At 69.0% G+C, this 13,841-nt stretch carries 13 protein-coding genes; 9 read left to right on the top strand and 4 right to left on the bottom strand.

The features are described from left to right. Window positions 1-3: 3 nt before the first annotated feature. The 3 genes from mobC to H293_RS55165 form a co-directional block, all read right to left on the bottom strand. The gene (gene mobC, locus H293_RS50030) at window positions 4-405 is read right to left on the bottom strand and encodes a plasmid mobilization relaxosome protein MobC (protein ID WP_033415663.1); all 402 of its coding nucleotides are present in this window, start codon (window positions 403-405) and stop codon (window positions 4-6) included. Window positions 406-795: 390 nt separating this feature from the next. Beyond that, window positions 796-1,962: a DUF3631 domain-containing protein gene (locus tag H293_RS0125375; protein WP_028808185.1), complete on the bottom strand. Its 1,167-nt coding sequence runs from the start codon at window positions 1,960-1,962 to the stop codon at window positions 796-798. A 678-nt stretch (window positions 1,963-2,640) separates the two neighbouring features. Continuing rightward, window positions 2,641-2,883: a helix-turn-helix transcriptional regulator gene (locus H293_RS55165; protein ID WP_028808184.1), complete on the bottom strand. Its 243-nt coding sequence runs from the start codon at window positions 2,881-2,883 to the stop codon at window positions 2,641-2,643. 468 nt (window positions 2,884-3,351) lie between these two features. On the opposite strand from H293_RS55165, the gene H293_RS0125365 reads away from it, so the two are divergent. Together H293_RS0125365 and H293_RS0125360 are read left to right on the top strand one after the other, a co-directional pair. Next, entirely contained in the window at window positions 3,352-3,669 is a 318-nt protein-coding gene (locus H293_RS0125365) for a helix-turn-helix domain-containing protein (protein ID WP_028808183.1), read from the top strand. 1 nt (window position 3,670) lies between these two features. Further along, the gene (locus H293_RS0125360; protein ID WP_028808182.1) at window positions 3,671-5,014 is read left to right on the top strand and encodes a tyrosine-type recombinase/integrase; all 1,344 of its coding nucleotides are present in this window, start codon (window positions 3,671-3,673) and stop codon (window positions 5,012-5,014) included. Window positions 5,015-5,081: 67 nt separating this feature from the next. Here H293_RS0125360 and H293_RS0125355 read toward each other — a convergent pair whose 3' ends face one another. Continuing rightward, window positions 5,082-5,729, bottom strand: a complete 648-nt coding sequence (locus H293_RS0125355; protein WP_199790195.1) for a hypothetical protein — start codon at window positions 5,727-5,729, stop codon at window positions 5,082-5,084. 303 nt (window positions 5,730-6,032) lie between these two features. Here H293_RS0125355 and hemL point away from each other — a divergent pair, with 303 nt between their 5' ends. The 7 genes from hemL to ccsB all read left to right on the top strand — a co-directional run bounded on the left by hemL (window position 6,033) and on the right by ccsB (window position 13,841). Further along, window positions 6,033-7,352, top strand: a complete 1,320-nt coding sequence (gene hemL, locus H293_RS0125350) for a glutamate-1-semialdehyde 2,1-aminomutase (protein ID WP_028808181.1) — start codon at window positions 6,033-6,035, stop codon at window positions 7,350-7,352. Further along, the gene (locus tag H293_RS0125345; RefSeq protein ID WP_020120646.1) at window positions 7,349-8,038 is read left to right on the top strand and encodes a histidine phosphatase family protein; all 690 of its coding nucleotides are present in this window, start codon (window positions 7,349-7,351) and stop codon (window positions 8,036-8,038) included. The genes hemL and H293_RS0125345 overlap by 4 nt, the downstream gene beginning before the upstream one ends. Before the next feature lie 187 nt (window positions 8,039-8,225). Then, the gene (locus H293_RS0125340; RefSeq protein WP_028808180.1) at window positions 8,226-9,491 is read left to right on the top strand and encodes a polysaccharide deacetylase family protein; all 1,266 of its coding nucleotides are present in this window, start codon (window positions 8,226-8,228) and stop codon (window positions 9,489-9,491) included. 66 nt (window positions 9,492-9,557) lie between these two features. After that, window positions 9,558-10,166: a TlpA family protein disulfide reductase gene (locus tag H293_RS0125335; protein ID WP_028808179.1), complete on the top strand. Its 609-nt coding sequence runs from the start codon at window positions 9,558-9,560 to the stop codon at window positions 10,164-10,166. Window position 10,167: 1 nt separating this feature from the next. Beyond that, on the top strand, window positions 10,168-10,941 hold the full coding sequence (locus H293_RS0125330; RefSeq protein WP_020120643.1) for a cytochrome c biogenesis CcdA family protein: 774 nt from the start codon (window positions 10,168-10,170) through the stop codon (window positions 10,939-10,941). A gap of 3 nt (window positions 10,942-10,944) precedes the next feature. Beyond that, window positions 10,945-12,726, top strand: a complete 1,782-nt coding sequence (gene resB, locus H293_RS0125325; protein ID WP_020120642.1) for a cytochrome c biogenesis protein ResB — start codon at window positions 10,945-10,947, stop codon at window positions 12,724-12,726. Beyond that, a complete protein-coding gene (gene ccsB, locus H293_RS0125320; protein WP_020120641.1) occupies window positions 12,723-13,841 on the top strand; it encodes a c-type cytochrome biogenesis protein CcsB in 1,119 nt (372 codons plus the stop codon). The genes resB and ccsB overlap by 4 nt, the downstream gene beginning before the upstream one ends.

Here is a 13,841-nt window from a genome sequence, read left to right as displayed (position 1 = left end):
GGCTCACCGCCCCACGGTGATCTGGGCGACCGCGGTGTCCACCTCGACGATGGACGCCTCGACGCGGTCCAGGAGTCGTTGGACGGTGTCGGGGTGGGGCCAGGCGCCGTCCTTGTTGAGGTGCCAGGTGAGCTGGTTGAGGTTGTTGCCGATGCCGCCGAGCTGCCGGTTGGAGACCATCAGCGCCTTGACCATGGCGCGGTAGTCGGCGACGGCGGCGGTGGGGTCGTCGGCGCGGGCGGCGGCGAGCGCGCACTCGGCGACGTAGCCGCCGGGCTGCATGCGGCTCAGGGCGGCGGCCTTCTGGACGAGGGCGAACTCGTCGTCGTTGTAACGGGGGTGCACGCGGCGCTCGCGCAGCTGCTTGTCACGCAGACGGCGACGCGGCGCAAACTGCTGCGGCACGTTCGATGACGGCTCGCTGCCCCCAGTCCCGGTCGGCCCCCCTGGGCCGACCGACTCCGGTGCCCCTGCGCCGGATGCCTCCGCACCCTCCGGGGCGGGAGCCGGGTAAGGACTCCTTACCCGACAACTTGCTGCGCGTGTGACGGGAGTGGTGGCCATCTGTTCCTGGGGCATGGGTTGGTCGAGGTGAGGGTCGCGCATCGGAGTACTCCGTTGGTGAGGGGGGCGGGAGGTGTGTCACGTGCGTCGCATCCGTCCCATGCCTGGTCAGGACAGGTACGGACACTCGGGCAGGTACGGAGAAGTCCGTCCCGGCGAGGACATCCGTCCCCGCGCTGACCTGCGCGGGGACGGATGCGACGCATTGATACGGACCCTGGGGGAGGCGGGTCAGCGGGCGGGCTTGGGGCCGGTGGGGCCGCCGGGCGGGCCGACGGGCAGCTGGGCCGCCGGGGCGGCGGGCGGCTTGCCCTGGGCCCGGTGCGCAGGTGTGGCGTCGTGCGCGGGGGCGGGTGCCGTCTCGGTGAGGTCGGGGCAGTGCCGGGCCCAGCTGTCCAGGAACCGATTACGGGCGTACCCCTTGGCCTGCTTGCCCTTGTCGAAGCGGTAGTTGGCCGGGCGGATGTCGAAGTCCCGCAGCAATCTGCCCAGGTAGTAGACGCTGAGCCCCTTGGTGCCGTGCTCCGCCCAGGGGGCGTCGGGATCCTGGAGCAGGGTGGTGACCAGATCCACGGAGGACAGGGCCTCGGGGTTGCCGTGTGCCTGGAAGATGCGGTGGATGTCGCGCAGCAGCCGCGTCTTCAGGTTGGTCTGCTCGTCCTGGACGGCCTCGAACCGGGTCATTGCCACGCAGGCCGCACGGGCATGGGCGGGCCAATGGCCGCCGGCCAGGTCGGCGATGATGACCAGCGGTTCCCAGGTGTCCGCCGCCCGGTCCTCCACCGGCATGGTCGGCGCCATGCGGGCGGCCGTGCCGCGCAGCGGTCCCAGCCAGGCGGCCAGCTTGTCCCGCAGCGCGTTCAGTTCCGGTGTGGCGCAGCGGGAGCGGAACGGGGTCACCTTCTCGCCGGGCTTGCGCTTTTGCATGCGGAGCACGACCGCCCGGTCCGTGATCGTGTCGGGCAGGTCGCCGATCGAGGCCAGTGCAGCCATGGCGAAGGTCGGATACGGGGTCGGCTTGTGCTCCGGACCGGAGATGCGCCAGGCGGGCCGGTTGCGCTGGTGTCCGGCGTTCAGCAGACCGCGCAGTTCCTCGTTCTCGCCCGCCTTGCTAAAGATGGTGTCGGCCTCGTCCACCAGGATCGTGCGCGGGTTCTTGCCGATGACGCGGAAGAGCACTGCCGTGGACATGTTCACCGTCATGATCGGCTGGTGCACGGTCTCGTGGAGCACGTCCAGCACCCGGGACTTGCCGCAGCCCTTCGTCGGGCCGACGACCGCCAGGCGCGGCGCGTGCTGCAGAACGCTCTGGATGTGCGTGGCCGCCACCCACAGGGTGACCGCCGTCAGCGCCTCGTCACTGGGCAGCACGACGTACTTGCCGATCGCTGCCCGCAACTCATCCAGCAGTACGGCACCCTCACCGGAACCCTGTTCCGAAGGGGCTGCCGGTCCCCGAGGAGGCCGGGGACCGACCTCCTGATCCGGTCCCCGTGCGTCGACGGGACCGGTCCCCTCCTGCTGGACGCTGTCCGCCACGAGGGTGTCGGTCCCCACCGACTGGCGGGGATCGTGCTCACCGTCCCCACTGTGGTCCCCTGGTGCAACTGCCGCCTCTTGGGGACCGGTCCCCGATTTCGCGGCGTTGGCCTGCGGGTTTGCATGGGATGTCGATTCGGGGACCGGGACGTGCGGGGACCGAGTGCCGGGCACGTCGCGGGGACGGTCCCCAACTGCAGCATCGGTAGACGGCTGGGGACGATCCCCGTCTGCTTCCGCTTCCGCCGGGTGTTCGGCGGTCCCCGACGCGGGGGACTGCGTGTCCTGCTGATCCTGGCGGTGCCAGGGGATGCCCTCGCCGGGGACCGCGGGAGTGGGCCAGGTGGCGGGGGAGGTGTTCGTGGTGCTGGGGGACGTAGAGTCCTCCATAGGCGTTCCTCTCCGGTGAGAGGCAGGACGGCAAGGTCCCGCCCCTCACCAGCTCGTTCGTTCAGGGATGGGCAATCCGCAGGGGAGTCTTCGGCCCTCGGCGTTGGCGCGCCGGGGGCCGCTTCGTCGTCCGCGTCAGATGCGGGGTCAGGCCGTGAGGTCGTACGACGTCTGGGCGTCCAGCCACGCGTCCACCTCCCGCCAGCGGTAGCGCAGGTGACGGCCGACCTTGTGGACGCTGGGGCCGATGCCCCGGTACTTCCACTGGTAGAGGGTCTTCACCGGCACCCCGAGATAGGCGGCGACCTCCGCAGGGGTGGCAAGTGGGCCGCGCTGGGCAGCAGCAGCGGCGGCAGGTGAGTTGGTGCTACGGGGAGGGGGCTTCGGCACAGGGCTCCTTTTTCGGTCTTGAACAATGGGCTGGACAACACAGCCACACCACCCGGAGAAAAGTCCAGAGTTGGTTCTGAAACTCCTCACTACTTCTTTCGGCGTGGCTGGGGAGAGGGAAACAGTAAGGGTGGATCCCCGGTTGCCGAAATCGATCCCGCCGGGCCCGAAATTGTCTTGCGGCGAAGCAACTGGTCGAGGTGCCGGAATCCGGTACCTCCGCAGCTCAGAGGTGACACCTGGTGGTCAGGGGCGCCGTGACTGACCCGCCGGGCATCGCGGCTGATGTGTGTTCAAATCGCCCATCTCGAAAACGGCGAAGGAAGGTAACACGGCACCTCGGCCGAAACGCCTCGCGATGTACCGGAATTCGACGAGACGAACGCCACTTCGCCCCCGAACGACTATTGGAGAGTTTAAGAGCTAACTCTTGCCATGGCGCCCGGCTGCAAGTTACAGCTATCTGTCATGCCCAACCGACCTGTCGAAATTGGCCCCGCTGGCCTCCACACCGCCCGCGCCATCGAGCACCTACGTCTCGTGCGCGGCCTGACTCAGCACCAGCTCGCCGCCCGCTGCACCGAGCTGGGCCGTCCGATGGCCAACACCGCCCTCAGCCGCACCGAACGCGCCCGCCGCCGATGCGACGTAGACGACCTCGTCGCCCTCGCCGCCGCGCTCGGCGCCGCTCCCGCAGCTCTGCTGCTCCCGTGGCCGACGCACTCCCCGGAGTCCGACGTCACCTCCCACTCCCTCACCCCCATCCAGGAGACCCTTCTTGGCTGACGTGTACGACCGCTGGCACAAGTCCCACCCCAAGCCCGCCGAGACCGAGTGCGGCGACCACAAGAGCCGTACGAAGCGAATGGTCCCCACCGCCGACCACGGCATCGGCAAGCGCTGGCAGGTCCGTTACCGCGACCTGGACGGCCACCAGCGCAAGGAGAACTTCCACACGAAGGCCGAGGCGGACAACCGCGCCGCCGAAGTCGACGTCGAGATCCGGCGCGGCTCCTACGTCGTCCCGGCCGAGACGAAGCAGACGCTCGGCGTCTACGCGCAGAAGTGGCTCGACGCGAACTCCGTCGGCCCGACGACCGCGCTCCGCTATGAGGCGACCGTTCGCAATCACATCGTCGGACACCTCGGCCGACGCGAGCTGCGGTCTCTCAACCAGCCCTCGATCATTCAGGGTTGGATTCGCGCGCTCCAGGACGCCGAACTGGAGGTGTCGACGATCGAGGGCATCTTCGACATCCTCTCCAGCATCCTCGGCATGGCCGTGGAGGACGGGCTGTTGCCGAAGAACCCCTGCAAGGCGAAGTCGGTCAAGCTGCCGACGGCGATCAAGAAGAAGATCATCCCGTGGTCGTTGGAGCGCGTGCGTGCCGTGATAGCCGGGCTGCCGAAGCGCTTTCAGGCCGGTGGCAAGCTCGCCTTCGGCTGCGGCCTCCGCCAGGGTGAGGTCTTCGGCTTCGCCGTCGAGGACATCGACTTCAAGGGCGGCTGGATCCACGTCAACCGTCAGGTACGGCTCGTCGGCACGAAGCCCGTCTTCGCCCTGCCCAAGGGCAACAAAATCCGGTCAGTGCCTCTATCGGCTCAGCTTGCCGCCGCCCTCAGGGGCCACATGAAGAAGTTCCCGCCCGTCGAGGTCACGCTGCCCTGGGCCAAGCCGGACGGTGATCCGAAGACCTTCCGTCTCCTCTTCGTCGACGCGAAGGGACGGGCCTACAACCGCAGTGTCTTCAACATGGGCGACTGGAAGCGCGCCCTGGCCGCCGCCGGCGTGATCCCTCCGCGAGAGCGGGGCGCGCGCTACCTCCAGGCGGCCCCCAAGGACGGCATGCACGCCCTCCGGCACGCCTACGCCTCCGTACTCCTGGACGCGGGGGAGAGCATAAAGGCGCTCTCCGAATACCTCGGCCACTCGGACCCGGGTTTCACGCTGCGGACGTACACGCACTTGCTGCCGTCCAGCGAGACCCGCACCCGCAAGGCGATCGACGACGCCTTCACGGAAACGGAAGCCGAGGCGGAAGCGGAAGCCGACGGCGGCCCGCCCGCAACCCAGGGCACATCAGCACCCCCAGCAAAACCAATGTGCCCTCAATGTGCCCTGGCCGCCTGATGGCCCCTCTCCGGCACCCAAAAGGGCGAGGTCCGAAGACCCCGCCCGAATCGCGCGAAACCCCAGCTCAGGGCCACACAAGGCAATACGGCTGATGCCCCGCCTCATGCAGCCGATGCGAGAAGTCCTGCCACTCGTGCAGCAGTTGGTACACGTTGAACGCGTCCCGCGGGCCGCCCCGGTCCGGGACCGTCGACCAGATGAACGCCGCCGCGCCGACCGCTTCCTCGCCTATGCCGCGCAGGGGGTCCACGACCGTCATGGGGAGCTTGACCACCGCGTAGTCGGGGTGCAGGACGACCAGTTCGAGCGGGGGGACCTTGTGGAGGGGGACGCCTTCGATGCCGGTGAGGACCATGGCCGCCATGGTCTCCGGCTTGATCTTGGTGAACATGCCGTTCATGCCGAGCTCGTCGCCGCCGAGTTCCTCGGGGCGCATCGAGATCGGGACACGGGCCGCGGTCGCGCCGTCGGGCGCGCCGAAGTACTTGTACGTCACCCCCACCCGACCACCATTCCTGCTTCCCGCCCTCAACGGATCGATCCGACGTTCGATACGTCGTTCGTCGCGTTCCGACTCATCCGGGGTGCCCGAGGCACTGCGTCCCTGACGTGTCTCGGCCGCTTCCTCCGCCTCGCGCCGGTGCCTTCCCCGCCGGGCACGTCGAGGACCCAGGTCATCAGTCCCCTCGCCCAGTCCGCCACCGCGATGCATATCTCCACCCGACTGCTTTTCTAGGACGCGCAGGCCCCGCCGCGCAACCCGATCATCGTGTCAGTGACCTCCCCCACGGCCGCCCGCCGAAACGTGCGTTGAAACACCTGTCCGCAGGATCTTCGCAGCCTCTGAACAGACGGCTCCGTGCCGTCGTCTCCGTGAGCTGTGTGTATCTGCATCCAGTTTCGCAGATCGTGGGGCGCCGGGGGCTTTCGAGGGCTGGCCTACCCTGAGGTAGTCACCGGCAACGGAGTCCGAGAAAGCCGAACAAACCGGAGAAGGTCGGAGTAGTCGCAGGATATGAGTGAATTGCCCTATTCATACGAGGCGCCTGTCTCGCAGGCCCTGTTCGACCGCGCGTCCGCCGTCACGCCCGGCGGCGTGAACTCCCCGGTCCGTGCCTTCCGAGCCGTGGGCGGCACCCCCCGCTTCATGGTGTCCGGCACCGGGCCCTATCTGACCGACGCCGACGGGCGGGAGTACGTCGACCTCGTCTGCTCCTGGGGTCCCATGATCCTCGGGCACTCGCACCCCGAGGTGATCGCGGCCGTCCAGGAGGCGGTGTCGAAGGGCACCTCCTTCGGCACCCCCGGCGAGGGGGAGGTCGCGCTCGCCGAGGAGATCGTCGCCCGGGTCGAGCCCGTCGACCAGGTACGGCTCGTCTCCAGCGGGACCGAGGCCACCATGTCCGCGATCCGGCTCGCCCGCGGCTTCACCCGGCGCACCAAGGTCATCAAGTTCGCCGGGTGTTACCACGGTCACGTCGACTCGCTGCTCGCCGCGGCGGGCAGCGGAGTGGCCACCTTCGCGCTGCCGGACACCCCCGGCGTCACCGGTGCCCAGGCCGGCGACACGATCGTGCTGCCGTACAACGATCTCGAAGCCGTCCACGAGGCCTTCCACCGGCACCCCGGCGAGATCGCCTGTGTCATCACCGAGGCCTCGCCCGGCAACATGGGTGTCGTGCCGCCCCTGCCCGGGTTCAACCAGGGGCTCAAGGACGCCTGCGCGCAGAACGGCGCCCTCTACATCTCCGACGAGGTCATGACCGGGTTCAGGACCAGCCGGAGCGGTTGGTACGGCATCGACGGGGTCCGCCCCGATCTCATGACCTTCGGGAAGGTCATGGGCGGCGGATTCCCCGCCGCCGCCTTCGGGGGCCGCGCGGACGTCATGGCCCACCTCGCTCCCGCCGGGCCCGTCTACCAGGCCGGCACCCTCTCCGGGAACCCGGTCGCCACCGCCGCGGGACTCGCCCAGCTGCGACTGCTCGACGACGCGGCCTACGTCAAGGTCGACGCCGTCTCCGAGCAGATCCAGTCGCTGGTCTCCGAGGCGCTCGGCAAGGAAGGCGTCGCGCACACCGTGCAGAACGCCTCCAACATGTTCTCGGTGTTCTTCACCGACCGGCCGGTGCGCAGCTACGAGGACGCCAAGGCGCAGGAGTCCTTCCGCTTCACCGCCTTCTTCCACTCCCTTCTGGAGAACGGCGTCTACCTGCCGCCGTCCTCCTTCGAGTCGTGGTTCGTCTCCACGGCACACGACGAGCAGGCGGTTCAGCGGATCGCCGACGCCCTTCCGGCGGCGGCCCGAGCGGCGGCGGAGGCCACGGCAGCATGAGCACCCCGAACAACAGCGACATCACCGTCGTCCACCTCATGCGGCACGGCGAGGTCGCCAACCCCGACGGGGTCCTGTACGGCCGTCTCGCCGGCTACCACCTCTCCGAGCTCGGTCGGCAGATGGCCGACCGGGTCGCCGAGCACCTCGCCTCCCGGGACGTCACCTACGTCTGCGCCTCCCCGCTGGAGCGGGCGCAGGAGACCGCCACGCCGATCGCCAAGGCGCACGGCCTCGACCTCGCGACCGACGAGCGGCTCATCGAGGCCGAGAACGTCTTCCAGGGCAAGACCTTCGGCGTGGGCGACGGGGCGCTGAAGAACCCGGAGAACTGGAAGCACCTCGTCAACCCGTTCAAGCCGTCCTGGGGCGAGCCGTACGTCGACCAGGTCGTCCGGATGAAGGGCGCGCTGGACGCGGCCCGGGACCGGGCGCGCGGACACGAGGCCGTCCTGGTGAGCCATCAGCTGCCGATCTGGATCGTGCGCTCGTACGTCGAGAAGCGGCGGCTGTGGCACGATCCGCGCAAGCGGCAGTGCACGCTGGCGTCCTTGACGTCCTTCACGTATCAGGGGGACCGGATCGTGTCCGTGGGGTACTCCGAGCCGGCGATCGATCTTGTGCCGGTTCATCTGCGGGCTGGTGCCAAGCCTGTGAAGGGTAAGTCCAAGGCTTTTGGGGCGTAGTGGTTCGTGGGGGACTGCGGCGCCGTGGTGGCTGGTCGCGCCCACGCGGCGGAGCCGCATATCGAAACGGGCCCGCGCCCCTTTGGGCGCGTTCCTGTTACCGAATCCGCAAATTGTGCCGGAACCTTCCGCCTCCCCGTCACCTCTGACTGGGTGACCACCCAGGAACGTGACGAATCGGGGAAGCATGCCCACTCTCAGCCGAAGGGGAGCACTCGGACTCGGGGCGGGGGCCGCGGCCGCCGTTGGACTGTCGGGGTGCGGGTCCCTCACCGGGTCGGACGGGGTGACCCACACCCCTACCACCTCGGACCCCAAGCCCTCGCCGAAGGCCACGGCCCGCCCCATCGGCGACGGCTCCACCGCCTTCACCGGCAAGCAGCCTCACCAGCCCGGCAAGCCCGTCCCGCTGGAGCCCGGCCAGACCCCGCCGCAGTTCGTCGTCTTCTCCTGGGACGGCGCCGGCGAGGTCGGCAACGGCCTCTTCCCGCGCTTTCTCGACCTCGCCAGGCAGCACGACGCGCACATGACCTTCTTCCTGTCCGGGCTGTATCTGCTGCCCGAGTCCAAGAAGCGGCTCTACGACCCCCCGAACAACCCCCGCGGCGCGTCCGACATCGGCTACCTCACCGACGAGCACGTCAGGGCGACCCTCACCAACGTCCGCCGGGCCTGGCTCGAGGGCCACGAGATCGGCACCCACTTCAACGGCCACTTCTGCTCGGGCTACGGCACCGTCGGCAACTGGACGCCCCAGCAGTGGAAGAGCGAGATCGAGCAGGCGAAAGCTTTCGTCAAGGAGTGGCGCACCAACACCGGCTGGACCGACCTGCCCGCGCTGCCCTTCGACTACGACAAGGAACTCGTCGGCGGCCGTACCCCCTGCCTGCTGGGCCAGGACAAGCTGCTGCCCACCGCCCGCGAGCTCGGCTGGCGCTACGACGCCTCCTCGCCCGGCGGCCGCCAGGTCTGGCCCGAGAAGAAAAACGGCATATGGGACCTGCCGCTTCAGCAGATACCTTTCCCCGGCCGCAGCTTCGAGGTCCTGTCCATGGACTACAACATGCTCGCCAACCAGTCGATCAACTCGACCAACGCGCCCGCCTACAACTACCCGGCCTGGCGCAAGCAGTCCGCCGGTGCCTACATCTCCGGCTTTCAGCGGGCCTACGAGACCAACCGCGCCCCCTTCTTCGTCGGCAACCACTTCGAGCACTGGAACGGCGGCATCTACATGGACGCCGTCGAGCAGGCCTTCAAGCACATCGCAAGGGAGAAGGAGAAGGGCGCGGACGTCCGCATGGTCTCCTTCCGGCAGTTCGTCGACTGGATGGACGTACAGAAGCCGGAGGTGCTCGCGAAACTCCGCACCCTCGATGTCGGCCAGGAGCCGGCGGGCGGCTGGAACTCGTTCCTCAAGGCGCCCGCGACACCCTCGTCGAACGCTGCCTGAAATGCGGGTTTCCGCCCGCAAGGGGGGTGCCCAAGATCCCCGGAACGGGCATGCGAAACTTTTCACATGAGTGCCGCCAGCCGTAGCCGCTCCCGAGTCCGTACCACCCTGTTGACCGCGGGGGCCGCAGCCGCAGCGCTGACCCTGTCCGCCTGCAGTTCGGGCGGCACCTCGGGCGGAGGCGGCGACACCAACTTCGTCATGGGCGCGGACGGCATCTCGACCGCCGACCGGGGCGACCGCGGCACCGCCCCCGACCTGTCCGGCAAGACCGTCGACGGGGGACAGCTCGACGTCGCCGACTACAAGGGCAAGGTCGTCGTCCTGAACGTATGGGGCTCCTGGTGCGCGCCCTGCCGGGCCGAGGCGCCCAACCTGGAAGCGGTCTACAAGGACCTCAAGACCCGGGACGTGCAGTTCGTCGGCATCAACACCCGCGACACCAGCGCCCAGAACGCCCGCGCCTTCGAGAAGGACCTCGGCGTCACCTTCCCCAGCCTGTACGACCCGACGGGCAAGCTGATGCTCCGCTTCACCAAGGGCACGCTCAACCCGCAGGCCGTGCCCTCCACGCTCGTCATCGACCGGGACGGGAAGATCGCCGCCCGCTCCCTGGCCGCGCTCAGCGAGAGCAAGCTGCGCAAGATGATCGACCCGGTCCTCGCGGAGAAGTGACGTGAGCGCAGTCGTCACGCTCGCCGCCGACACGGGCTACAACGGCACCGTCCTCAACGGCGCCCTGCTCGTCGCCCTGCCCATCGCGGTCCTCGGCGGCCTCGTCTCCTTCTTCTCCCCGTGCGTCCTGCCGCTGGTCCCCGGCTATCTGTCGTACGTCACCGGTGTCACCGGTACCGATCTGGCCGAGGCCCGGCGCGGCCGGATGGTCGCGGGCGCCTCCCTGTTCGTGCTCGGCTTCACCGCGGTGTTCGTCTCCAGCGGGGCGCTGTTCGGCTACTTCGGCCAGTCGCTCCAGGAGCACCAGGGCGTGCTGTCCAAGGTGCTGGGCGTGCTCATGATCCTCATGGGCGTCTTCTTCATGGGCCTCATGCCCTGGATGACCCAGCGGGAGTTCCGCTTTCACAACAGGCCCACGATGGGCCTGCTCGGCGCCCCGCTGCTCGGCGCGCTGTTCGGTATCGGCTGGACCCCCTGCATCGGCCCGACCCTCGCCTCGGTGATCGCCCTGTCCTCCCAGCAGGGCAGCGCCGGCCGCGGTGCCATACTGACCGTCGCCTACTGCCTCGGCCTCGGGGTGCCCTTCGTGCTCGCCGCGGTCGCCTTCCGCAAGGCGCTCGGCGCCTTCGGCTGGGTCAAGCGCCACTACGTCTGGGTCATGCGCATCGGCGGCACCATGATGATCGTGACCGGGCTGCTGCTGCTGACCGGCGCGTGGGACCGCCTTGTGCAGGACGTCCAGTCCTGGTCCGCCGGCTTCACTGTGGGGATCTGATCCATGAGCAAGACCACACCCGCCACCCCCGACGCCTCCGTCGGCGACCAGGACCTCGGTGCCGCCGGCTCCCAGCTGTCCACCGCGCCCACGGAGAGCCTGAGCGTGCCCGCCCTGGGGGTCGTCGGCTGGGCCCGCTGGTTCTGGCGCCAGCTGACCTCGATGCGGGTCGCGCTGCTGCTGCTCCTGCTGGTGGCCCTCGGCGCGATCCCCGGCTCGCTGATCCCGCAGTCCGGGACCGACGCCACGAAGGTCGCCGACTTCGTCAAGAACAACCCCACCCTCGGGGACGTCTACGACAAGCTCGGCCTCTTCCACGTCTACAGCTCGGTGTGGTTCTCCGCGATCTACATCCTGCTGTTCGTCTCCCTCGTCGGCTGCATCGTGCCCCGCACCTGGCAGTTCGTCGGGCAGCTGCGCAGCCGGCCGCCGGGCGCCCCGAAGCGGCTGACCCGGCTGCCCGCCTACACCACCTGGCGCACCGCGGCCGAGCCCGAGCAGGTCCGCGAGGCCGCGCTCGCCCTGCTGCGGAAGCGGCGCTTTCGCGCCCACCTCGCCGGTGACAACGTCGCCGGGGAGAAGGGCTATGTGCGCGAGGTCGGCAACCTCGCCTTCCACATCGCGCTGATCGTGCTGCTGACCGCCTTCGCCTGGGGCCAGCTCTTCAAGTCCGAGGGCAACAAGCTGGTCGTCGAGGGCGACGGCTTCTCCAACACCCTCACCCAGTACGACGACTTCAAGTCCGGGAACCTCTTCGACACCGGCGACCTGGTGCCGCTCAGCTTCCGGCTGAACAAGTTCACCGGCACCTACGAGACCAACGGCCCCAACAAGGGCACTCCGCGCCTCTACCAGGCGGCCATCACCTACAGCGAGGGCGCCTACGGCAAGGGGCGCAAGACCCTCGTCAAGGTCAACGAGCCGCTGGAGATCGGCGACGCGAAGGTCTACCTCACCGCGCACGGATACGCCCCCCTCATCACCGTCCGGGACGGCAAGGGCAACGTCGTCTTCCGCGACGCGGTCGCGCTGCTGCCGCTGGACTCCAACGTCACCTCCACCGGTGTGATCAAGGTCCTCGACGGCTACCAGAACGCCAAGGGCGTCAGCGAGCAGCTGGGCATCTCGGCCTTCTTCCTGCCGACCTACACCAAGGGCAGTGAGACGGCCTCCACCTTCCCCGCGCTGAACAACCCGGTGCTCAACCTCACGCCGTACCACGGCGACCTCGGTGTCGACTCGGGCATCCCGCAGAGCGTGTACCAGCTCGACAAGTCGCATGTGAAGGACTTCAAGGACGCCAAGGGCCAGGAGCTCAGGGAGAACCTGAAGCCCGGCCAGACCATGAAGCTCCCGAACGGCGCCGGCTCGGTGACCTACGAGGGCACCAAGCAGTGGGCGAACTTCCAGGTCGTCCAGCAGCCCGCCAGCGGGTGGGCCCTCGCCGGCGCCCTCACCGCGATCTTCGGCCTCGCCGCGTCCCTGTTCATCCAGCGCCGCCGGGTGTGGGTGCGGGCGGTGCGCGGCGCCGACGGCACGACGGTCGTCGAGATGGCCGGCCTCGGCCGCAGCGAGTCGGCGAAGCTGCCGGAGGAACTGGGCGAACTGGCGGGGGTTCTCTACGACCAGGCGCCGGGGGTGCCCGACCGCGACGCCGCCCCCGACGAGCCGCCCGACGCTCAGCGCCCCGCACAGTCCCCGGTTGCCGACCCCGCCTTGGAGCCGAGCACCGAGCCAACCACCCCCGACCCTCAAGTCGTCCCTGCCGAAAGGCCTGAGAAGTGACTCTCGCCGCCGCAACCGAGTTGGCCACCGCCACCAACGAGCACCTCGCCAACATCAGCAACACGCTGATCTACTCCGCGATGGCCGTCTACACCCTGGCCTTCTTCGCGTACATCGCCGAATGGCTCCTCGGCAGCCGCAGCAAGGTCGGCCGCACCGCCGCCGCGCTCACCGCCGACGCGAAGGCCAAGGCCCAGGCCAAGGCCCAGGGGAAGGCGCCGGCCGTCACCGTGAACCAGGGCGGCAGCACCGCCGTACTGGAGCGGCCGCAGGTCGTGGTGCGGTCGGCGGCGGGGTCGCGCGACGTGCCCGACGGGCCCGGGGCGCACGGCGGGGACGCGCAGGGCGACCTCTACGGGCGTATCGCCATCTCCCTCACGGTGCTCGCCTTCCTCATCGAGCTCGGCGGGGTCGTCGCCCGCGCCGCCTCGGTGGAGCGGGCGCCCTGGGGCAACATGTACGAGTTCAACATCACCTTCTCCACGGTGGCCGTCGCCGTGTACCTGGGGCTGCTGGCCCTGAAGAAGAACGTGCGCTGGCTCGGGCTGTTCCTGATCACCACGGTCCTCCTCGATCTCGGCCTCGCCGTCACCGTCTTGTACACCGCCAGCGACCAGTTGGTTCCCGCCCTTCACTCGTACTGGCTGTACATCCACGTCTCCACCGCGATCTTCTGCGGTGCGGTGTTCTACGTCGGCGCGGTCGCCACGATCCTGTACCTCTTCAAGGACAGCTACGAGAACAAGATCGCGTCCGGCGGCACGCCCGGCCGCTTCGCGAACTCCGTCCTCGACCGGCTGCCGGCCTCCGCGAGCCTCGACAAGTTCGCCTACCGCGTCAACGCGGCCGTCTTCCCGCTGTGGACGTTCACGATCATCGCGGGCGCGATCTGGGCGGGCGACGCGTGGGGCCGTTACTGGGGCTGGGACCCCAAGGAGACCTGGTCGTTCATCACCTGGGTCGCCTACGCCTGCTACCTGCACGCCCGTGCCACAGCCGGCTGGAAGGGCCGCAAGGCCGCCTACCTGGCGATGGTCGCCTTCGGCTGCTGGCTGTTCAACTACTACGGCGTCAACATCTTCGTCTCCGGAAAGCACTCGTACGCCGGCGTCTGA

Source organism: Streptomyces canus 299MFChir4.1 (genome assembly GCF_000383615.1).
Taxonomy (GTDB): Bacteria; Actinomycetota; Actinomycetes; order Streptomycetales; family Streptomycetaceae; genus Streptomyces; species Streptomyces canus_C.
This window is presented reverse-complemented; position numbering and strand designations above follow the sequence as displayed.